At 67.5% G+C, this 18,219-nt stretch carries 20 protein-coding genes; 5 read left to right on the forward strand and 15 right to left on the reverse strand.

Going from position 1 to position 18,219, the window contains the following annotated elements; translation table 11 throughout:
- Positions 1 to 7: 7 nt before the first annotated feature.
- Positions 8 to 721, reverse strand: a complete 714-nt coding sequence (locus AHIS1636_RS10460) for a redox-sensing transcriptional repressor Rex (protein ID WP_264795757.1) — start codon at positions 719 to 721, stop codon at positions 8 to 10.
- 76 nt (positions 722 to 797) lie between these two features.
- Entirely contained in the window at positions 798 to 1,055 is a 258-nt protein-coding gene (locus AHIS1636_RS10465; RefSeq protein ID WP_264795758.1) for a glutaredoxin family protein, read from the reverse strand.
- 150 nt (positions 1,056 to 1,205) lie between these two features.
- On the opposite strand from AHIS1636_RS10465, the gene AHIS1636_RS10470 reads away from it, so the two are divergent.
- Positions 1,206 to 2,024 (forward strand): HAD family hydrolase, encoded by an 819-nt coding sequence (locus AHIS1636_RS10470; protein WP_264795759.1) that lies wholly within the window; start codon positions 1,206 to 1,208, stop codon positions 2,022 to 2,024.
- Between the two features lie 130 nt (positions 2,025 to 2,154).
- Here AHIS1636_RS10470 and AHIS1636_RS10475 read toward each other — a convergent pair whose 3' ends face one another.
- The 7 genes from AHIS1636_RS10475 to AHIS1636_RS10505 all read right to left on the reverse strand — a co-directional run bounded on the left by AHIS1636_RS10475 (position 2,155) and on the right by AHIS1636_RS10505 (position 8,326).
- The gene (locus AHIS1636_RS10475) at positions 2,155 to 2,253 is read right to left on the reverse strand and encodes a 30S ribosomal protein bS22 (protein WP_003792170.1); all 99 of its coding nucleotides are present in this window, start codon (positions 2,251 to 2,253) and stop codon (positions 2,155 to 2,157) included.
- 176 nt (positions 2,254 to 2,429) lie between these two features.
- Positions 2,430 to 2,642, reverse strand: a complete 213-nt coding sequence (locus AHIS1636_RS10480) for a helix-turn-helix domain-containing protein (protein WP_264795760.1) — start codon at positions 2,640 to 2,642, stop codon at positions 2,430 to 2,432.
- A 178-nt stretch (positions 2,643 to 2,820) separates the two neighbouring features.
- Positions 2,821 to 3,930 (reverse strand): 3-deoxy-7-phosphoheptulonate synthase, encoded by a 1,110-nt coding sequence (locus AHIS1636_RS10485; RefSeq protein ID WP_264795761.1) that lies wholly within the window; start codon positions 3,928 to 3,930, stop codon positions 2,821 to 2,823.
- 245 nt (positions 3,931 to 4,175) lie between these two features.
- Positions 4,176 to 5,066, reverse strand: coding sequence for an N-acetylglucosamine kinase (locus AHIS1636_RS10490; RefSeq protein ID WP_264795762.1), 891 nt, complete (start codon positions 5,064 to 5,066; stop codon positions 4,176 to 4,178).
- 23 nt (positions 5,067 to 5,089) lie between these two features.
- Entirely contained in the window at positions 5,090 to 6,430 is a 1,341-nt protein-coding gene (gene gdhA / locus AHIS1636_RS10495; RefSeq protein ID WP_264795763.1) for an NADP-specific glutamate dehydrogenase, read from the reverse strand.
- Positions 6,431 to 6,579: 149 nt separating this feature from the next.
- A complete protein-coding gene (locus AHIS1636_RS10500) occupies positions 6,580 to 7,050 on the reverse strand; it encodes an ArsR/SmtB family transcription factor (protein WP_264795764.1) in 471 nt (156 codons plus the stop codon).
- A 64-nt stretch (positions 7,051 to 7,114) separates the two neighbouring features.
- Complete coding sequence (locus AHIS1636_RS10505) at positions 7,115 to 8,326, reverse strand: acetoin utilization protein AcuC (protein WP_373875817.1); 1,212 nt, start codon at positions 8,324 to 8,326, stop codon at positions 7,115 to 7,117.
- Between the two features lie 124 nt (positions 8,327 to 8,450).
- On the opposite strand from AHIS1636_RS10505, the gene AHIS1636_RS10510 reads away from it, so the two are divergent.
- Entirely contained in the window at positions 8,451 to 9,860 is a 1,410-nt protein-coding gene (locus AHIS1636_RS10510) for a TrkH family potassium uptake protein (RefSeq protein WP_264795765.1), read from the forward strand.
- Positions 9,861 to 9,897: 37 nt separating this feature from the next.
- Entirely contained in the window at positions 9,898 to 10,536 is a 639-nt protein-coding gene (locus AHIS1636_RS10515; RefSeq protein ID WP_264795912.1) for a potassium channel family protein, read from the forward strand.
- A 4-nt stretch (positions 10,537 to 10,540) separates the two neighbouring features.
- Here AHIS1636_RS10515 and proC read toward each other — a convergent pair whose 3' ends face one another.
- On the reverse strand, positions 10,541 to 11,398 hold the full coding sequence (gene proC, locus AHIS1636_RS10520; protein ID WP_264795766.1) for a pyrroline-5-carboxylate reductase: 858 nt from the start codon (positions 11,396 to 11,398) through the stop codon (positions 10,541 to 10,543).
- A 424-nt stretch (positions 11,399 to 11,822) separates the two neighbouring features.
- Between proC and AHIS1636_RS10525 the strand changes: the two genes are divergently transcribed.
- Positions 11,823 to 13,604: an HNH endonuclease signature motif containing protein gene (locus tag AHIS1636_RS10525; protein ID WP_264795767.1), complete on the forward strand. Its 1,782-nt coding sequence runs from the start codon at positions 11,823 to 11,825 to the stop codon at positions 13,602 to 13,604.
- 58 nt (positions 13,605 to 13,662) lie between these two features.
- Positions 13,663 to 13,959 carry a cupin domain-containing protein gene (locus AHIS1636_RS10530; RefSeq protein ID WP_264795768.1) on the forward strand — a complete coding sequence of 99 codons (297 nt, stop codon included), beginning with the start codon at positions 13,663 to 13,665 and terminating at the stop codon, positions 13,957 to 13,959.
- 210 nt (positions 13,960 to 14,169) lie between these two features.
- Here the strand turns inward: AHIS1636_RS10530 and AHIS1636_RS10535 are convergent, their stop codons facing one another.
- The 5 genes from AHIS1636_RS10535 to ureE all read right to left on the reverse strand — a co-directional run bounded on the left by AHIS1636_RS10535 (position 14,170) and on the right by ureE (position 18,169).
- Complete coding sequence (locus AHIS1636_RS10535) at positions 14,170 to 15,219, reverse strand: HoxN/HupN/NixA family nickel/cobalt transporter (protein ID WP_264795769.1); 1,050 nt, start codon at positions 15,217 to 15,219, stop codon at positions 14,170 to 14,172.
- Between the two features lie 56 nt (positions 15,220 to 15,275).
- A complete protein-coding gene (locus tag AHIS1636_RS10540; RefSeq protein WP_264795770.1) occupies positions 15,276 to 16,130 on the reverse strand; it encodes an urease accessory protein UreD in 855 nt (284 codons plus the stop codon).
- Positions 16,127 to 16,741: an urease accessory protein UreG gene (ureG, locus tag AHIS1636_RS10545; RefSeq protein ID WP_264795771.1), complete on the reverse strand. Its 615-nt coding sequence runs from the start codon at positions 16,739 to 16,741 to the stop codon at positions 16,127 to 16,129. Before ureG ends, AHIS1636_RS10540 begins: the two co-directional genes overlap by 4 nt.
- A 251-nt stretch (positions 16,742 to 16,992) precedes the next feature.
- Positions 16,993 to 17,715, reverse strand: a complete 723-nt coding sequence (locus AHIS1636_RS10550; protein ID WP_264795772.1) for an urease accessory protein UreF — start codon at positions 17,713 to 17,715, stop codon at positions 16,993 to 16,995.
- Positions 17,696 to 18,169, reverse strand: coding sequence for an urease accessory protein UreE (ureE, locus tag AHIS1636_RS10555; RefSeq protein ID WP_264795773.1), 474 nt, complete (start codon positions 18,167 to 18,169; stop codon positions 17,696 to 17,698). Before ureE ends, AHIS1636_RS10550 begins: the two co-directional genes overlap by 20 nt.
- Between the last annotated feature and the right edge of the window lie 50 nt (positions 18,170 to 18,219).

The following is an 18,219-nucleotide window of genomic DNA, read 5'->3' on the forward strand; positions in this document are numbered from 1 at the left end:
CTCGGCTCTAGCGGGCGCTGCGGGCGCGGGATTGGGAACTTTGTTCCGATTCCTGCGCCCGTTGTGCGTGGTAGGCAAGAATCTGCAGTTCGGTGGCCATGTCCACCTTGCGCACCTCCACGCCGGGCGGCACCTGCAGGACGACCGGAGCGAAGCTGAGGATACTGCGCACCCCGGCAGCCACGAGTTCGTCGCAGAGCTCCTGTGCGGACCGGGCCGGAACCGCCAGGACAACCATATTCACTCCGGTGCGCGCCAGCACCTTCTCCAGGTCCATCACCGCGCTGACTTTCAGCCCGCCGACCTCGGAACCGATGACGGCCGGGTCCGCGTCGAAGATCGCCGCCACCTCGAAGCCCCTGGTCGTGAAGCCGGAGTAGCCGGCCAGGGCCCGGCCCAGGTTACCGGCGCCGACAATGGCGACCCGCCACTCCTGGGTCAGGCCGAGGCGCGCGGCAATGGTCCGGGTGAGGAGCTGGACTTCGTAGCCGACGCCGCGCGTGCCGTAGGAGCCCAAATAGGACAGATCCTTGCGCAGCATGGCCGACTTCACGCCGGCGGCTTCCGCGAGTTCCTCCGAAGAAACGCGCTCGACGCCTTCGGCCAGCAAGGAGTTGAGGGCCCTGAGGTAGATGGTCAGCCGGGCCACCGAAGCGGGAGGAATGGCCCGACCGCGCGTCTCCGGTCCCGCAGCGGGACCTGAAGGATCGTGGGTAGTCACGGTTCGGTCCTTACGGTATCGGTCTGTATCCCAACTGTAGGGGCTCGGTTCGGCGCCCACCAATCCGTCCGCACCGTCAGGCGGTGAGCAAACGCCGCAGCCGGTCCGGGTCGATGTGCCAGAAGTCCCGCTGCACGCCGTCGATCATCACGACCGGAATTTCCTCCGCGAAGCGCCGCTCCAGCTCGGCATCGTCCAGGATCGACTGCTCGCGCCACTCCACCCCAAGTTCCCCGGCGACCTCGGCCACGGTGCGCCGTGCAGCCTCGCACAGGTGGCAGCCGGGCTTGGTCAGCAGCAGCAGGTCGTGCGAAGGTGCGGGTGATTCACTCATGGCTCCAAGGTAGCGCGAGCCGTGCTCGGGGCGCCACGCGGCAGCACCGGACGGTCACAGCCTTGGCAGGGGCCCTGGTACGGCGGTCAGGCGGCACGGCGAGTTCCCGGTCGGTCTGCACCCGTGGACCTCGGTCGCTAGACTCGAGACATGCCGACAGCCGACCAGGATCCAGCCTCCCGTCCCTCCGGCCCACCGGAGCGGCAGGCAGCGGCCGCATTTTTCGACGTCGACAACACCCTGATGCGCGGGGCCAGCCTCTTCCATGTCGGACTGAAGATGTACCAGCGCGGTTCCTTCAGGCTGCGCGACGCCGCCGGTTTCGCCATCAAGCAGGGCCGCTTCCTGCTCACGGGCGAGAACCTCAAGGACATCCACGCCGTCCGCGATTCCGCGATGGCCATCGGAACCGGCCTGCTGGTGAGCGACGTGAAGGCCCTGGGCGAGGAGGTCTACGACGAGATCATCGCCTCCAGGATTTGGCCCGGCACGCGCGCACTGGCCGACCAGCATCTGCGCGCGGGACGCCGCGTCTGGCTGGTCACGGCCACTCCCCTGGCAGTCGCCGAGGTCATCGCCGACCGCCTGGGCCTGACGGGTGCGCTAGGCACTGTGGCGGAAATTGCCGACGGCGCCTACACCGGAGCGCTCGTCGGCGAGATTCTGCACGGACAGGCCAAGGCGGACGCCGTGGTGGAACTGGCCCGGCTGGAAGGGCTCAAGCTGGAGCGCTGCTGGGCGTACAGCGACTCGTACAACGACGTGCCGCTGCTGTCGCTGGTCGGCAATCCCGTGGCCATCAACCCGGACGCCCGGTTGCGCCGTCACGCGCGCGAGCACAACTGGCCGGTCTACGATTTCCGCAGCGGTCGCCGTGCGGCGACGCTGGGCCTGAAGGCCGCGACCGGCGCGGGAGCCGTCTACGGCCTCTGGCGGGGCCTGAGCAAGGTCCGGCGTCCCCGCACCTGATTCCCGGGGCTGTCCGGCCGCGGGCGGCAGCCGAGCCGAAGGCCACGTCGGAGGCCATCTCGAAAGCCGGCCTTAAAGACAGCAGGCCCGCCGGTTTCCCGGACGGACCTGCGAACTGCCGGCTGTGCGGCTACTTCTTGTTGCGGCGCTGGTGGCGGGTCTTGCGAAGCAGCTTACGGTGCTTCTTCTTGGCCATACGCTTGCGGCGCTTCTTGATAACTGAACCCACGAGTTCCTCACAAATCACTTCGGTTGGCATCCGCCGGCCCCGACTGCCCGAAAGGCCGGGCAGGCCAGCAAATCTTACGACGACGTAAAACGTTCCTTAACAGGGTACCGCCTAATTCGGAACAGCTTTGACGCGGCCCGGACAACCCGACCGGCGCCGCGCCCCGTCCGACCGGGTCAGGCGGTGCCGCTCTGGCCGTCCACTACCGCTCTCTGCACATACTGCTCCACCGCGGATTCCGGAACGCGGTAGGAGCGGCCGAAACGGACGGCAGGCAGATCGCCGGCGTGGACCAGGCGGTAGACGGTCATCTTCGAGACGCGCATGACCTCGGCAACCTCCGCGACGGTCAGGAAGCGGACGTTTGAGAAGTTCTTCTCCTCAGCCATTGCACATCAATCCTTAGCTCCAGGCAGGCCCCTCGCTCCGGGCAAGGGCCCAACGGCGTGCCGCCTTGCCACGCGAGTAAGTGCCGTCTCACTCGATACTCTAGATGCATGAGTGGCCAAAGTGAAAGTTGTCCTTGTCGCTTAACCGTTAGATGACTAGGGCTTTTTATGGCCGAACCTACGAGCGCCCTGCCGCTGCCCGGCTTGCGGCCGCCAGCTGCTCGAGGACCAGATCGGTCGTCTCCCACCCCATGCAGGCGTCCGTCACGCTCCGGCCGTAGACGAGCTCAGCCTCTCCCCTGGCCACCTCGGCGACGTCCAGCTTCTGCGCTCCGCCGGACAGGAAGCTCTCCAGCATGACGCCGGCCAGAGCACCGGTCCCGGCCTCGTCGGCCTCAAGCTGGGCAGCAAGCTCCAGCGCGACTTCGGCCTGCCGGTGGTGGCTCTTTCCGCTGTTGGCATGGCTTGCGTCGACAATGACCCGCGGGTTCACACCCGCGGCGGCCAGTTGTCGGGAAGCCTCGAGCACGCTGGCCGCAGAGTAGTTCGGGCCGCCGCTGCCGCCACGCAGGATCAGGTGAGTGTCCGGGTTGCCGGGCGCCGCCACCACAGCCGCGCGCCCGTCGTCGTCCATGCCGAGGTAGGCCTGTTCCGCCGCTGCCGCCAGGCATGCGTCGACCGCAACCTGGATGCCGCCGTCGGTCCCGTTCTTGAAACCGACGGGCAGCGGCAGGCCCGCGGCGAGCTGCCGGTGGATCTGGCTCTCGGTGGTGCGGGCCCCGATAGCGCCCCAGCTGACCAGGTCGGCGAGGTAGGGGGCGCTGACCGGCTCGAGGAACTCGGTCGCGACGGGCAGGCCCAGCGCCGTCACATCCAGCAGGAAACGGCGCGCCGTGCGCAGTCCGGCCGCAACGTCGTGGGAGCCGTCCAGGTGCGGGTCGTTGACCAGGCCCTTCCAGCCAACGGTGGTGCGCGGCTTCTCGAAGTACGTCCGCATCACCACCAGCAGGTCGGCGCTGTGCCGCCGGGCCGCCTCCGCCAGCCGGGCGGCGTAGTCCAGCCCGGCCTTCGGATCATGGATCGAGCAGGGTCCTGCGATCACGAGCAGCCGGTCATCTAGTCCGTCGAGGATCGCCCGGATCCCCGTGCGTCCGCGTTCGACGGCGGCGATCGCCCCGGGCGCCGCCGGCAGTTCCGCCGTCAGCTCCCCCGGCGAGGGCAGCGCGCTGAACGTCGCGGCGCCGGTCGAAGGGCTGTGCGTGGCAGTGAGGCTGGATAGTGTCGGCATGTGAGTTCCCGTCTGGATAATGGCGGGAACGGTAGCCCAGAACCCGCCGTGGAAATGGCGAAGGGCAGAGAATGATCTCTGCCCTGTTGGCTCTGGAGGTTCGTTGGATGCGTATGCCGCTAGGCAGTCACGTTAGGCCCCTCCAGAGCCAACGGAAAATACGCATACCAACGGGTTGTCATGTAGCGAGGGTACGCCTCGCGCAATCCGGGCCGCCACTTGTAACGGAAAATGACGCGGCACCCTCAGGCCTGTTCCCGGTCCGCTTCCCAACCCGCCAGGAAGGCCGCTCCCAGCACCGGCGCCCGGTCGAGGGGCCGCACGCCGGTGATTCCGTGGGCGGCGACCTCGGCCGCGATGCCCTGCGCCATCCGGGGAACGTTGGCCCCGATGCTTCCGCCGAGGATGACCGGGCCGCTGCTGCCGATCCGGCGCGCCACCAGGACAATCAGTTGCGACAGCTCCGCGATGGCTTCCTCCAGCAACGCTGCCGCCGCGGGATCCGAGCCGGCCGCGTCGATCACCACGCGCGATCTTTGCGCCCAGTACGCCCGGCCTGCCCCGCCATGGAAGGCGGCTATCAGTTCCACGGGTTTCGACAGGCCGCAGTCCGCCAGCAGTGCCCGGGTGAGTCCGTCCGGTTCCAGGCCCTGATCGCGGCGCCGAAGGGCATGCCGGACGGCCTCGCGGGCCAGCCAGTAGCCGCTGCCCTCGTCGCCGAGCAGGTAGCCCCAGCCGCCGGCGCGCGCCTCGCTTCCGGCGCCGTCGGTCCCCCAGACCGCGGACCCCGTGCCGATGATGACGGCGATGCCGCTGCCGGCGCGGCCCGCGGCCAGGATGAGCCGCGAGTCGTGGACGGCCTCGATCCTGGCCCCCGGCGCAAGGGGGGCGATAAGCGATACGAGGGCACCGGCGTCGTCCGCGGTATCAATGCCTCCGGCGCCGGCTACGACGCGGTGCGCCCCCGCACCCACCGCGGCGAACACCTTCGCCAAGGCTTCCGCGGCCTCTGCGCGCGAGACGTTCTGCACGTTCGCGCTGCCGGCCACGGCCTCGCCCACCGGCACACCGTCTTCGAAGCGGACGGCACGCGTCTTGCTGCCGCCGATGTCCAGCCCAATCAGGACGTCCGTCATGGGCAGAGCCTACCGGGAAACTGCTAGATCAGGCCCTGGGCCAGCATGGCATCGGCCACGCGGCGGAAGCCGTCGATGTTGGCACCGGCAACATAGTTGCCCGGCATGCCGTACTCCTCGGCGGTCGCGGCACAGCTTTCATGGATGTTGACCATGATGTCGGTAAGCCGCTCCTCCGTGTGCTCGAAGGTCCACGCGTCGCGGCTGGCGTTCTGCTGCATTTCCAGGGCGGAGGTGGCCACGCCACCGGCGTTGGCGGCCTTTCCCGGACCGAAGAGGGTGCCTGCTTCCTGGAACAGGGCGGTTGCCTCGGCCGTGCACGGCATATTGGCGCCCTCGGCGACGGCGATCAGGCCGGAGTCCAGCAGGCGGGCGGCGTGCTTGTCGTTGAGTTCGTTCTGCGTGGCGCACGGCAGGGCCACGGTCGCGTCGACGTCCCAGACGGATCCGTCGGGAACGTAGCTCACCGAGGACCCGCGGCGCACCGCGTAATCGGAGATCCGGCCGCGCTCCACTTCCTTGATCTGGCGGAGGAGTTCGACGTCGATGCCTGCCTCGTCCACAATGTAGCCGCCGGAGTCGGAAGCGGTAACGACCTTGGCGCCGAGGGACTGGGCCTTCGCAATGGCGTTGATCGCCACGTTGCCGGAGCCGGAGACGGACACCCGCTGGCCGTCGAAGGTCTGGCCGCGGGTCTTGAGCATCTCCTGGGCGAACAGGACGGCACCGTAACCGGTTGCCTCCGGGCGCACCAGGGAACCGCCCCAGCCGATGCCCTTGCCGGTAAGCACGCCGGACTCGTAGCGGTTGGTGATGCGCTTGTACTGGCCGAAGAGGTAGCCGATTTCGCGGCCGCCGACGCCGATGTCCCCGGCCGGGACGTCCGTGTACTCGCCGATGTGGCGGTAGAGCTCGGTCATGAAGGACTGGCAGAAGCGCATGACCTCGGCATCGGACTTGCCGCGCGGGTCGAAGTCAGCGCCGCCCTTGCCGCCGCCGATCGGCATGCCGGTCAGCGCGTTCTTGAAGATCTGCTCGAAACCGAGGAACTTGACGATGCCCAGGTAGACGGAGGGGTGGAACCGAAGGCCGCCCTTGTACGGGCCCAGGGCCGAGTTGAACTCCACGCGGAAGCCGCGGTTGATCTGGACCTTGCCGGCGTCATCCACCCACGGAACGCGGAAGATGATCTGCCGCTCCGGCTCGCAGATCCGCTGCAGGATGGCGGCGTTGGCGTATTCCGGGTGCCGGGCCGAGAGCGGCGCTAGAGACTCGAAAACCTCATTGACGGCCTGGTGGAACTCGGTCTCTCCCGGGTTGCGGCGGAAAACTTCGTCACGGATCTCGAGCAATTGGGCGTCCAAGGCCTGCTCCTTCTGTTGCGTTTTTCGGCGCACGCATCCGGCGTGCATGGACCGACTAACGATGGAACCACAGACCTGTGAGAAAAACGAAACACAATCGACACGTCGGGAGTCAAGCGTGTAATGAAGGCTGCGCCGCGGCGCGCGGTTCAGGTCCGCCGGCCGCGCCTCAATTTCGGCAGGTGCGCGAGTAGGTCCGCGGCCTGTTTCGCTGCCTGGTTGGCGGCCTGTCCGAACGACCGGCCTAGTGGCGCGGCCCCTGCGGCTTCGCCCTCCGCAGCCGGGGCCATCGCCACTGCCGGCTCGGGAACCAGCGCTACGGCCGGCGGCAGCGGCTGGGCCGCGGGCGCCGCCGCCATTCCGAGCCCGAACGATGCGACCCAGTCCGCGACGTCCTGCAAGGGTCCGGGCTGCAGGCCGTAGTAGCGCTTCTGCCCCTGCGCCCGCATCGAGACGAGGCCGGCTTCGCGCAGGACCTTCAGGTGTTTTGAAACCGTGGGCTGGCTGACTTCGAGTTCGTCCACCAGTTCGCCGACGGCCTTGTCGCCGTCCCGGAGCGCCGCCAGGATCTCCCGCCGGGTTGTCTCCGCGATAACGGCGAAGACATCATCGATGACCATTCCATTACCCTAACCGCATATACGCTCTCTGGCATCCTCCTCGGCCGGGCGCGCCGCCGCATGTTCAGTCGAACCAGGGGTCCAGTCCGTGCAGCGGGAAGATTTCCTTGCGCGTAGCCATTACCGTGCGGTCGACGGCGTCGTTGGGGTCGTAGCCCACTTCCCATGAGCGCCACCAGAGCCGGGCGTCGTCATTCATGACCAGCGGCGCCGATTGGCCGTACCGTTCATGGACGTAGGCGCGCCAAGGACGGGGCACCTCGGCCTGCAGGGGAACCGGGTGGCCCGAGACGATGGCCAGCAGATGGGTCCAAGCGCGGGGAACGACGTCGAAAATGTTGTACCCACCGCCTCCCGTGGCGATCCAGCGGCCGCCGGAGACCTGGTCAGCGAGCTCCGCGACGTCCAGCATCATCTGCCGCTGCGCGTCGACGCTCAGCCGAAGACTGCTCAGCAGGTCCTGGGCGTGCCCGTCGCAGCCGTGCTGGCTGACGATGACTTCAGGCTGGAACGCCTTGGCCAATTGAGGTACGACGGCGTGGAAGGCACGCATCCACGCGGCATCTTCCGTGCGCGGCGGCAGCGCGACGTTGACGGCGCTGCCGAGAGCATCCGGCCCGCCAACCTCGTTCGAGAAGCCGGTACCGGGGAAGAGGGTCCGTCCGGTTTCATGCAGCGAGATGGTCATCACGCGCGGGTCGTTCCAGAAGATATTCTGCGTGCCGTCCCCGTGGTGCGCGTCCACGTCCACGTAAAGCACCCGCTGCACACCGCCGTCGAGCAGCCGCTGGATCCCGACCGCGCAGTCGTTGTAGATGCAGAACCCGCTGGCCTTGCTGCGCGCCGCATGATGCATGCCGCCGCCGAAATTCACGCCGCGGACGGCCCGGCCGTCGAGCAGTGACTCGGCCAGGTGCAGGGTTCCCCCGGCCAGCCTGGCGCTGGCCTCATGCATCCCGGCGAACACCGGATCGTCCTCCGTCCCCAGTCCGCGGTCCTCGTCCGGTTCGTCCGGATTGGCGCTCACCTTCCGGACGGCCCGGACGTACTCGGGTTCGTGGACCGTTTCCAACTGGGCATCCGTAGCCACTTCGGGCCGGACCACGGTGACGTTGCGGCGCTCGAGGATGTCGAATTCTGCGGCCAGCCGGGCGGTCAATTCCAGCCGGATCGGCGACATCGGATGCTGCGGCCCGAAGTTGTACGCCAGCATCGATTCATTCCAGACGATTTCCGCAGGAAGGGCGGCTGCTGGGTTCTCGGACATCTCAGACATCCCCGTCAGGGTACGCGAATCGGCGCCGAGGCGCATGATTCTGCTCACTGTGACGAAGGGAGGATGATTTACTACTGCAAGGACCACCTTCCCGCCCGACCACCGACCCGTCAGAAGCGTATCCATGACAGTAAACCAGCGGTCCCGCCTGCAGCAGGGCAACGGACTGCGTTCGGCCTTCGGCAACATCCGGGACTTCGTCGACCGGGTTGCCAACAGCTCCCCCGCGCGGCTGGCGCTGATCGTCTACGCCGCCGTCATCTTCGTTTTCGCGGGCCTGCTCTCCCTGCCCGTGGCGGCTGCGGACGGGCAAGTCACTCCGCTGCACGATGCCTTCTTCACGGCAGTCTCGGCCGTCTGCGTCACCGGGCTGACCGTGGTTTCCACCGCGACGCACTGGACCTTCTTCGGCCAAGCCGTCATCCTGCTCGGCATCTTCATCGGTGGCCTTGGCACGCTGACGCTGGCCTCCATGCTGGCGCTTATGGTGAGCAAGCGGCTCGGCGTCCGCGGCAAGCTCATCGCCCAGCAGGCCATGAGCAACGCCGGGCGGCTGGGAGAGGTCGGCACCCTGCTGCGGATCGTTATCACCACCTCCGTCCTGATCGAGGTGGTGCTGGCGCTGATGCTCATCCCGCGGTTCATCATGCTGGGCGAGCCCTTCGGCCAGGCAGTCTGGCATGGCATCTTCTATTCCATCTCCGCCTTCAACAACGCCGGTTTCACCCCGCATTCCGACGGCCTGGTTCCATACGAGGAGGATCTCTGGATCCTTACTCCGTTGATGCTGGGCGTCTTCCTCGGCAGCCTCGGCTTTCCCGTGGTCATGGTCCTGCTCGAACGCGGCTGGCGCTTCAGCAGATGGAACCTGCACACCAAGCTCACCATTCAGGTCAGCCTGATCCTGCTGGTTGCCGGGACCCTCAGCTGGGGCGCCCTCGAGTGGAACAACGCCAACACCATCGGCGGACTGACCGATGGCGACAAGATCATCCACGCCGCGTTCGCCTCCGTCATGATGCGCTCGGGCGGATTCAACCTGGTGGACCAAAACGCGATGGAGCAAACCAGCATGCTCCTGACCGACGCCCTGATGTTCGCGGGAGGCGGCTCCGCCTCCACCGCCGGCGGCATCAAGGTCACGACGATCGCCATCGTCTTCCTCGCCATCGCGGCGGAGGCCCGCGGCAACCGGGACGTGACCGTGCACGGCAGGACGGTCCCCGAAGGCGCCATGCGGGTGGCCATCTCCGTCATCGTCATGGGGGCAACCTTCGTGGCCGTCGCCGCCGGCATGCTGCTGACGATCTCCGGCGATTCCCTCGACCGCGTGCTGTTCGAAGTCATCTCGGCCTTCGCCACGGTGGGACTGAGCACCAACCTCAGCGCGGAACTGCCGCCCGAAGGCAAGTACATCCTCTGTATCCTGATGTTCGCAGGGCGCGTGGGAACGATCACCCTGGCCTCCGCCCTAGCGCTGCGCGAGCGGCGCCAGCTCTACCACTTCCCGGAAGAAAGGCCGATCATTGGCTGACAGATCCTCAGGCAACCGCCCCTCGCACAACGCTCCGGTGCTCGTCATCGGACTGGGACGTTTCGGGGCTGCCACTGCCGAGCAGCTGGTCAAGCAGGGCCGCGAAGTCCTGGCGATCGAACGCGACCCCGCGCTGGTGCAGAAGTGGTCCGACCAGCTGACCCACGTCGTCGAGGCCGACGCGACCAACATCGACGCCCTCCGGCAGCTCGGCGCACAGGACTTCACCTCGGCCGTCGTCGGCGTGGGCACCTCGATCGAGTCCTCGGTGCTCATCACCGTAAACCTTGTGGACCTGGGCATCGAACATCTGTGGGTCAAGGCCATCACCGCTTCGCACGGGAAGATCCTGACGCGCATCGGCGCGAACCATGTGATCTACCCGGAAGCCGATGCCGGCCGCCGTGCCGCGCACCTGGTCGGCGGCCGCATGCTGGACTTCATCGAGTTCGACGACGGTTTCGCGATCGTCAAGATGTACCCGCCCAAGGAAACCCAGGGCTTCACGCTGGGCGAGTCCTCCGTCCGGTCCAAGTACGGGGTGACCGTCGTCGGCGTGAAATCACCGGGCGAGGACTTTACCTATGCCCGGCCGGAAACCAAGGTCTCCGGCCGGGACATGCTCATCGTTTCAGGCCACGTCGACCTGCTCGAACGCTTCGCCGCCCGCCCTTAGCGGGTCAGCCCAGCTCCCTCGAAAGTTCCGCGGCCCGGTCCGCCGCGGCGCGCATTCCGGCGGCGATAACGGCCGGCAGCCCGGCCTCGTCGAAGGCCGCGATCGCTCGTTCCGTCGTGCCGTTCGGGCTGGACACGGCCTTGCGCAGGGCCGTCGGATCCGCCCCTTCCTGGGCCAGCATGGCGCCCGCCCCGGCCACGGTTTCCTGCGCCAGAGTCAGCGCCAGCTCGGGCTCCAGTCCAAGCTCCGCGCCTGCCTTGGCCATAGCTTCCGCCAGGTAGAACACGTACGCCGGACCGGACCCGCTGACCGCGGACACCGCGTCCAACTGGTCCTCCGGCACGACCACTACGGTCCCCGCGCCGGAAAACAACGCCTCGCCCAGCTTCAGCTGCTCCGGGCCGGCGTGGGTTCCGGCGGCGATTCCGACGGCGCCGCGCCCCACCTTCAGCGGCGTGTTCGGCATGCTGCGCACCAGCGGCTGTCCCTCGGGCAGGGCGGCCTCCATGGTCTTCACGGTGATAGCTGCGGCAACACTAACGACGACGGTCTCCCGCGCCAGGTCATCCGAAATCCGCCGGCAGAGGTCGGCGATGCCAGCCGGCTTGACGCCCAGCACCACAAGCCCGGCACCCTGCACGGCCTTGCTGTTGGCCTCGGAATCTTCGTTCTCCGCCAGCACCGTCAGACCCGGATACCGGGTGCGCAGCTCCTCGGCGCGCTCGGTGCGGCGGACCGTAGCGGTGACTGATTGCGCATCTGTCCCGCTGGACAGCAGCCCCGCCAGAATGGCCTCGTTCATGGATCCGCAGCCGAGGAAGACGGTGCGGCCGGAAGAAGAAGTGGAAGTCTGTGCAGTCATGCTGACATTGAATCACGGGTCGAAACCGGGCTCCGGCGAGAGAGCATTCACAGACTTCTTCCAGCTTCTTAAGGGTTTCGTCCCAAATTCTCTCCCTACAGTCTTAACTACCTCATAAAGGTGCGAGTGATTACGGATCAGGCTTCCTGGTCTGATCCGAGTACTGGCAGGTCAGCGGATGTCTCCCCCAACCGTCCGCAGGACCTGCCGGTACTTCTCTTTAACCAGAACCCATACCGGCCCCGGGGTCATCTCCCCGCCGCGGCCGCAAGCGAGCGGGGCATAGATACCGTCCGAGGGCGCCGGATTCCCAGGTCAACCGCCTCCTCGCAGGCCCCGTCTCAGACCCGATTCTGCCGTTTCACTCGTCCTACACTACGAAGATTTATCGTGCTATCAGAACATATCTTCGATAGAATGAGGCATGGCGATCGCACCACTCGAAGCGACTCAGGAAGCCACCGGCTTCCTCGCTTCGATGCGCGACGAACTGCGCGAATTCGCCGCCGGCTTCCGCGAGAACGCCGGCCTCCAAGACCCGCAAACAGTGGCTGAATGCGTGGGGCTCTTCGAGGACCTCTCCCGGACCGTCGAACAGCTCCAGTTCACCGGGGCCCACGCCATCGAACAAACCGGCGTCGCCGCGATCACCGGCCAGCCCCCGGAGGCGAAGTGCGAGTTCCGGGACACCGCGGACTACCTGCGCGCCCGGCTGCGGATCAGCCGCACCGAAGCCCGCCGCCGCCTCCGCCTCGGGGCCGGCACCATGCCGCAGCCCCTGATCTCCGGCGGCGAAGCCCCGCCGAAATACGAACACCTCGCCGAAGCGCTGGCCGCCTCCGGGATCGGTTGCACGGCCGCGACCCTTATCCATGACACCCTCGAACGTGTCCGCCCGGCAGCGGCCCCCGAGGACCTGACCGCGATGGAACACCAGCTCACCCGGCAGGCCACCGAAACCGACCCCGACACCCTGCGCGTCATCGCCCGCTCCTGGGAAGCGGCCATCGACCCGGACGGACGCGAACCCTCCCCTGAACAGCTCGCCGCCCGGCAGGGCGTCTTCCTCAAAGGCAAACGCCGGGGGCTGCACCGCTTCGAAATCGCCGCGACCGACGAACAATACGAACACCTCATCACCGCGATGAACACCGCCACCAACCCCCGCCTCCACACCACCTTCGAACCCGAAGGCGACAAGGCTGGCACCAACGGAGGCTCCGAAACTGCCGGCAACGGGCACGACGGCACCGCCGAAGATGGAGCGCGCGGCACCGGGCACGACGGAGCCGGCACCGGACACGACGGCGCTGACGGCGGCGACGGGGACGGAGACGGGGACGCTCGGCCGCACCCGGGCTGGCCGATGCCGACCCGCCCGCAGCAGCTGCTCGAGGGCCTGGTCGGTTCCTGCCGCATCGCGCTGACCACGGACAAGCTGCCCGCCAGCGGGGGCCACCGGCCCCAGGTCATGGTCACCATCGACTACCAGGACCTCGTCCAACAGATCGGCACCGAGACCGGCACTGAGACTGGCGGCTCCGGGCAGGCCGTGTTCGGCGGACTCATCACCCCGGCCACGGTCCGCAGAATGGCCTGCGACGCTGACCTGATCCCCATCGTGTTCGGCGGCAAGGGCGAAGTCCTCGACGTCGGACGCGCCCAACGCCTCTTCACCCCCGCCCAGCGCCGCGCGCTCGTCGCCCGCGACAAAGGCTGCGCCTTCCCCGGCTGCACCATGCCCGCGCACTGGACCGAAGCCCACCACATCCGCTACTGGAAGAAACACAAAGGCCGCACCTCCGTCGCCAACGGCGTCCTCCTGTGCTCCTTCCACCACCACCTCATCCACGCCGGCGACTGGACCATCGAAACCATCGACGGCATCCCCTGGTTCATCCCGCCCGCCTACACCGACCCGTCCCAAGTCCCACGACGCAACCACTACCGGCACCCGCCAACATTCAAGAGAGCCGTACAACCGGCCACTCCCGCCCGCCGGATCGACCGCCCGAACCCCAAACCCGCAGGACCACCCCCGCGGACCGAAGGCAGAAGCCCCAATCGCGCCGCGTTGCTGCCCGCGGACGCAGCCCCGCAATCTCCTGCATCGTCGCCGGAAGCACCGGCACCAACCGCATCAACCGACGGCTGGAGCAGACCTTTCGACGACGGCCCGCTGCAACCGGACACACCACCTTGGTAGAAACGTAAATGCAGCACAACGACAACCCGATTCCGACCACGAAGATTGGTGACCATTCATGCCCACCCAGGCGCAAGCAACTGTCCAGATCGACAACGAACATTTCCGTGTCACCGAATGGCGGTTCCAGCCCGGCACCGAGACCGGCTGGCACCGCCACGAGCTCGACTACGTTGTCGTGCCACTGACGACTGGGCAGCTGAAACTGCAATTGGCTGACGGCGAATCCATCAATGAACTGACAACCGGGCAGTCCTACACCCGGCCAGCCGGCAGCGAACACAACGTCATCAATCCCGGCCCGGAGGAGTTCGTGTTTGTTGAAATCGAAGCCAAGAATCGCACGCGAGACTAGGACCTGAGTCCGTCCATAGCCACTAGCGCATAGGAGGGACCGGGGGTACGACGGGACTGGTCGTCGGCTACCTGCTGGCTTGGACCTTTTTGGTGTGCTGGCCTAAGGGGCGGGGCACGCTAATGGGAAAGGTCGCTGTGGGGACCCCACCACCACCCCTTTGCGCCGCGGCACTCGGCGCAGACTACGGCACCGCAGCGCGCCCGCTAGTCACCCCAGGGCCGGGCGGCGGCGCCAGGCGAGGCGGGCGACGCCCCAGACGGTGAGGAATACCGCCACGAGGATGAGGCCCGCGTGGCCTAGGTCGAGTTCGCCGAGCCAACTGGTGACGGGGTCGGCCAGCCCGGCGCTGTGGAGCAGGCCGGCGATGGTAACGGCTGCGATGAACAGTGCCGAGAATGAGGACAGGCCGGTGACGACCATGTTGAAGCCGATCTTCTTCTCCGGGTCGGAGATCGCCGTGCGGTACATCTTCATCATCGCGAGGCCGTTGGCGGTGTCGCAGAGGGTCATGGCGGCGGTGAAGCCGAGTGGCAGGGCCATGAGGGCCAGGGGCGAGACGCCGGCGAGGGCAGCGGAGGCGGTCAGGAGAAGGAATGCGATAGTGGTGGCGGTGTCGAAGCCTAGGCCGAAGAGGAAGCCGAGGACGTAGATGTCGCGCGGGCGGTTGATACGGGACAGCGGTTTGTCGAGCAGCCGGGCGACGAGTCCCTGAGGGCGGAGTTCCTCGGCAGTGACGTGTTCGCCGGCGCGTACGCGCTGGAAGACATTGGCCGCCCGGCGGAAGGCGGCGCCGTTGAAGACGCCGATGGCCAGCAGGAAGGTGGCGGATACGATGGCGCCTGTCAGTCCGAGCGCGGTGTTGACGGGCGAGCCGTCGTCCAGCACAGTGGCCATGACGGCAGCGCCGCTTACCACGAGGATCCCTGCGACCAGGACGATGCTGCTGTGCCCGAGGCTGAAAGCGAAGCCGACGCTGACCGGCGAACGGCCTTGGGCGGCGAATTTGCGGCTGGAGTTGTCGATGGCGGCGATGTGGTCCCAGTCGTAGCTGTGCTTGACGCCGGCCAGGTACGCGGAGAAGAACATGCCCAGCGCCAGGGGGCTGGCGTCCGCAGTGAAGGAATAGGCGAGCAGGCCGAGGCAGGCCAGATGGAGCAGGCCCACCGCGCCGAAGGTGGCTGCGATGCGTCGGGACAGCGGTAGTTGTTCCCGCTCGAGGTAGCTGAGGCGGGATGGGGAGAACGGCAGGGCGTTCATACTTTGTCTCCTTTGGCCGGTCCTCCAGTCCAGGGGGCCAATGTCGAGGGACCGGATCAGTACTTGCGAAGATTCAGTGGCTGCTGACGGTACCAGCGGTGGCGTAGCAGGTCGACGGCGGCGAACAGCGTTTTGTTCAGGGCGCCGGTGGAGCGGGACAACGCGCGCAAGGCGAAGCCGGGGCCGTTGAGCAGTGAGAGGCCGAGCTGCCCGCCGGGATCCAGCGGGGCGAGCAGATCCCGCAGCTCCTGCACCAGGCCGTCGTCCACCCGCGGGTCGACGACGAGCATCGAACCCAGGTGCGAATAGTCCTCGAGGAAGAGCATGCCGGAGAGCGGCGAGGCCGGATCGCCGGGGCGGATCAGCAGGTTGTCCAGGGCAAGCAGGCGGCCGTCCCTGTGGATCTCGTTGCGGAGGCGGACCTCCTCGTACCGGAATAGTCCGCCGTCCGGCGACCAGCCGGGGGTGACGACGTCGCACATCACCAGGGAGGAGTCCGCGGCGAGTTCGACGACGGTCTGCTGGCGGTAGGTGGCGTCCCGGTAGGCGATGATCTGGTCGGGCAGGTACTCCAGGCTGGCCCCGGGGCCGAGCCTGATTCGGGTGTGCTGCACGGCCGGGGCGCCCGGGGTCCGGTAGATCTTCGTGGCGGACTGCGTGGTCAGGAGCAGGCGGGCCTGCTCCTCGACCTGGATGTCGACGTCGTAAACGTCCCCTCCCAGGTAGCCGCCGCCGGGGTTGACGATCGTGTACGCCACCTGCCCGGACGCGTCCAGGTAATGCGGCCGGATCACCCGGAGGGCGCCCTGGTAGTACTGCGAGGTGGCGACGCCGCGGCCGCCCCGCCGGCCGACCGCCAGGCGCAGCTCCCCGGTGGGCAGCTGCGGGCCGGCTGGTTGGGCCTCGGTCACTGCCCCAGGTCCTGCATCAGCACGTCGCGGCGGAGCCATTCGATGACCTTGTCCAGGCCCTCGTCCGTCTTGAGGTTGGTGAAGCAGAAGGGCCGCTTGCCGCGGAACTCCTTCGAATCGCGCTCCATCACCGACAGGTCGGCGCCGACGTACGGCGCCAGGTCCGTCTTGTTAATGATGAACAGGTCGCTCTTGATCATGCCCTGGCCGGCCTTGCGCGGGATCTTCTCGCCTTGGGCCACGTCGATGATGTAGATGGAGAAGTCCACCAGCTCGGGGCTGAAGGTCGCAGAGAGGTTGTCTCCCCCGCTCTCGATGAACACGACCTGCAGGTCCGGGTGCCGCTGCTTGAGCTCTTCCACGGCGGCCGAGTTCATCGAGGTGTCCTCGCGGATGGCCGTGTGCGGGCAGCCGCCGGTTTCGATGCCGATGATCCGGTCCAGCGGCAGGATGCCGTTGGCGGCGAGGATCTTGGCGTCCTCGATGGTGTAGATGTCGTTGGTGATGGCGGCCATGGAGATCTCGCCGGACAGGTGCCGGGTCAGGCGCTCGACCAACTGGGTCTTGCCCGCGCCGACGGGGCCGCCGACGCCGATCTTGATGGGTTCCATTGCGTCTCCTTGTTCTGGGGCCGCCGCGGACTGCGCGGCGGCGGAAGGTGGTCGGTAGGTGGGCTGGGTAGGCGGATCGGACGTGCGGGCCGAGTCAGCCGGACTGGCTACGGGCGGGTCAGCCGTGCCCGGCCCTGCCGGTCAGGTCAGCCGAGCCCGGCCCTGCCGGTCAGGTCAGCCGAGCCCGGCCCTGCCGGTCAGGTCAGCCGAGCCCGGCCCTGCCGGTCAGGTCTGCCGGTTAGGTCGCGCGGTCAGGACATGAACATGCGGGCCCGCTGCCGTTCGTGGCGCATCTGCGCGATTTCCAGCCCCGGTGCCGTGGCGCCGAAGTCGCTGCGGTCCAGTCCGGCGATGCGCACTGTTGCTGCGGCGATGTCCGGATGGATGCGGCGCAGCACCCGCTGCCCCGCGTCCTGGCCGATCGGGATGCCGCGGATGGCATTCTGGGTCAGCGAGGTCGCCGTCGAAAACAGGTAGGTACTGACCAGTTCCGGAAGCGGAACCTGCAGGCTGCGCCCGGCGAGCGCGAACGCCAGCGCCGGGTGGCCGCTGCAGTCGCCGGCCGCCACGTCCTCTCGGTACTGTTCCACCTCGGCACTGTCGAGGATGGCGGAGGCGATCTGCAGCATCCGGGCACCCATTTTCACGCCGGCTTCCCGCACCTGCCGCGGCAGTGCCTGGGCCGTGAGCAGCGCGTCCAGCTCCCGCAGCTCGGCGGCAGATCCGGCCTCCAGCGCCAGCCGGATAGCCAGTCCGTCACTGTGGGTCAGCTGGGTGTGGATGAAATGGCTGAGCCAGATCCGAAAGGTCTCCTCGTCGCGGACCAGGCCTCGCTCCAGGAAGGTTTCAAGTCCGAACGAGTGGCTGAAGGCGCCCGTTGGCAGCGCGGAGTCGGCCAGCTGCAGCAGGGGCAGCCAGTACGACGGCGGGCGGTGCGCGGGTGCCTCCCGCGGCTCAGTGCGTGTGTTCTGCATGTCGAAAGGGCACTGGCATGACCCGCTCCTGCCGCGAGTACGGCACGTGCATGTGCTGCAGGTAGTCCTCGACGGTGTGGTCGTACTGCACCACCATGACGTCCGCGCGGTAGTCGCTGGCGCCGTCGAAAAACTGCGCCTGCAGGTGCCGGTTGCCCAGGCTGTGGGCCACCACGCCCATTTCCCGGATGCTGCGCGGGGCGATGACCAGGACATCCGTGGGCAACACGCTGACGACGATCATGCTGGACTCGTCGCGGAACAGGATGTCGCCGTCGCGCAGGTCGCCCGGCGTGGCCAGCCGGATGCCGATTTCGCGGCCATGGTCGGTGGTCACGCGCTGGACGCGTTTGACCAGTTCGCTGCTGGGAAGCGCCACCTTCTCTTCATGCAGGCTGGCCAGTTCCGTGTCCGGAAGATCGTGCCGGTTGGCGATGACGCGCTCAATAATCACTGGCTACGTCCTTTCGGGTAAGAATTCAGTTAACTCGGGAAGCCCGCACG

Origin of the sequence: Arthrobacter mangrovi (genome assembly GCF_026011795.1) — a bacterium.
GTDB classification, from domain to species: Bacteria; Actinomycetota; Actinomycetes; order Actinomycetales; family Micrococcaceae; genus Crystallibacter; species Crystallibacter mangrovi.

Bases quoted from the DNA above. Each gene is read 5' to 3' on its own strand.
- AHIS1636_RS10465 (WP_264795758.1), bottom strand. From the start codon at position 1,055: ATGAGTGAATCACCCGCACCTTCGCACGACCTGCTGCTGCTGACCAAG.
- AHIS1636_RS10470 (WP_264795759.1), top strand. From the start codon at position 1,206: ATGCCGACAGCCGACCAGGATCCAGCCTCCCGTCCCTCCGGCCCACCG.
- AHIS1636_RS10480 (WP_264795760.1), bottom strand. From the start codon at position 2,642: ATGGCTGAGGAGAAGAACTTCTCAAACGTCCGCTTCCTGACCGTCGCG.
- AHIS1636_RS10485 (WP_264795761.1), bottom strand. From the start codon at position 3,930: ATGCCGACACTATCCAGCCTCACTGCCACGCACAGCCCTTCGACCGGC.
- AHIS1636_RS10490 (WP_264795762.1), bottom strand. From the start codon at position 5,066: ATGACGGACGTCCTGATTGGGCTGGACATCGGCGGCAGCAAGACGCGT.
- AHIS1636_RS10500 (WP_264795764.1), bottom strand. From the start codon at position 7,050: ATGGTCATCGATGATGTCTTCGCCGTTATCGCGGAGACAACCCGGCGG.
- AHIS1636_RS10505 (WP_373875817.1), bottom strand. From the start codon at position 8,326: ATGTCTGAGATGTCCGAGAACCCAGCAGCCGCCCTTCCTGCGGAAATC.
- AHIS1636_RS10510 (WP_264795765.1), top strand. From the start codon at position 8,451: ATGACAGTAAACCAGCGGTCCCGCCTGCAGCAGGGCAACGGACTGCGT.
- proC (WP_264795766.1), bottom strand. From the start codon at position 11,398: ATGACTGCACAGACTTCCACTTCTTCTTCCGGCCGCACCGTCTTCCTC.
- AHIS1636_RS10525 (WP_264795767.1), top strand. From the start codon at position 11,823: ATGGCGATCGCACCACTCGAAGCGACTCAGGAAGCCACCGGCTTCCTC.
- AHIS1636_RS10530 (WP_264795768.1), top strand. From the start codon at position 13,663: ATGCCCACCCAGGCGCAAGCAACTGTCCAGATCGACAACGAACATTTC.
- AHIS1636_RS10535 (WP_264795769.1), bottom strand. From the start codon at position 15,219: ATGAACGCCCTGCCGTTCTCCCCATCCCGCCTCAGCTACCTCGAGCGG.
- ureG (WP_264795771.1), bottom strand. From the start codon at position 16,741: ATGGAACCCATCAAGATCGGCGTCGGCGGCCCCGTCGGCGCGGGCAAG.
- AHIS1636_RS10550 (WP_264795772.1), bottom strand. From the start codon at position 17,715: ATGCAGAACACACGCACTGAGCCGCGGGAGGCACCCGCGCACCGCCCG.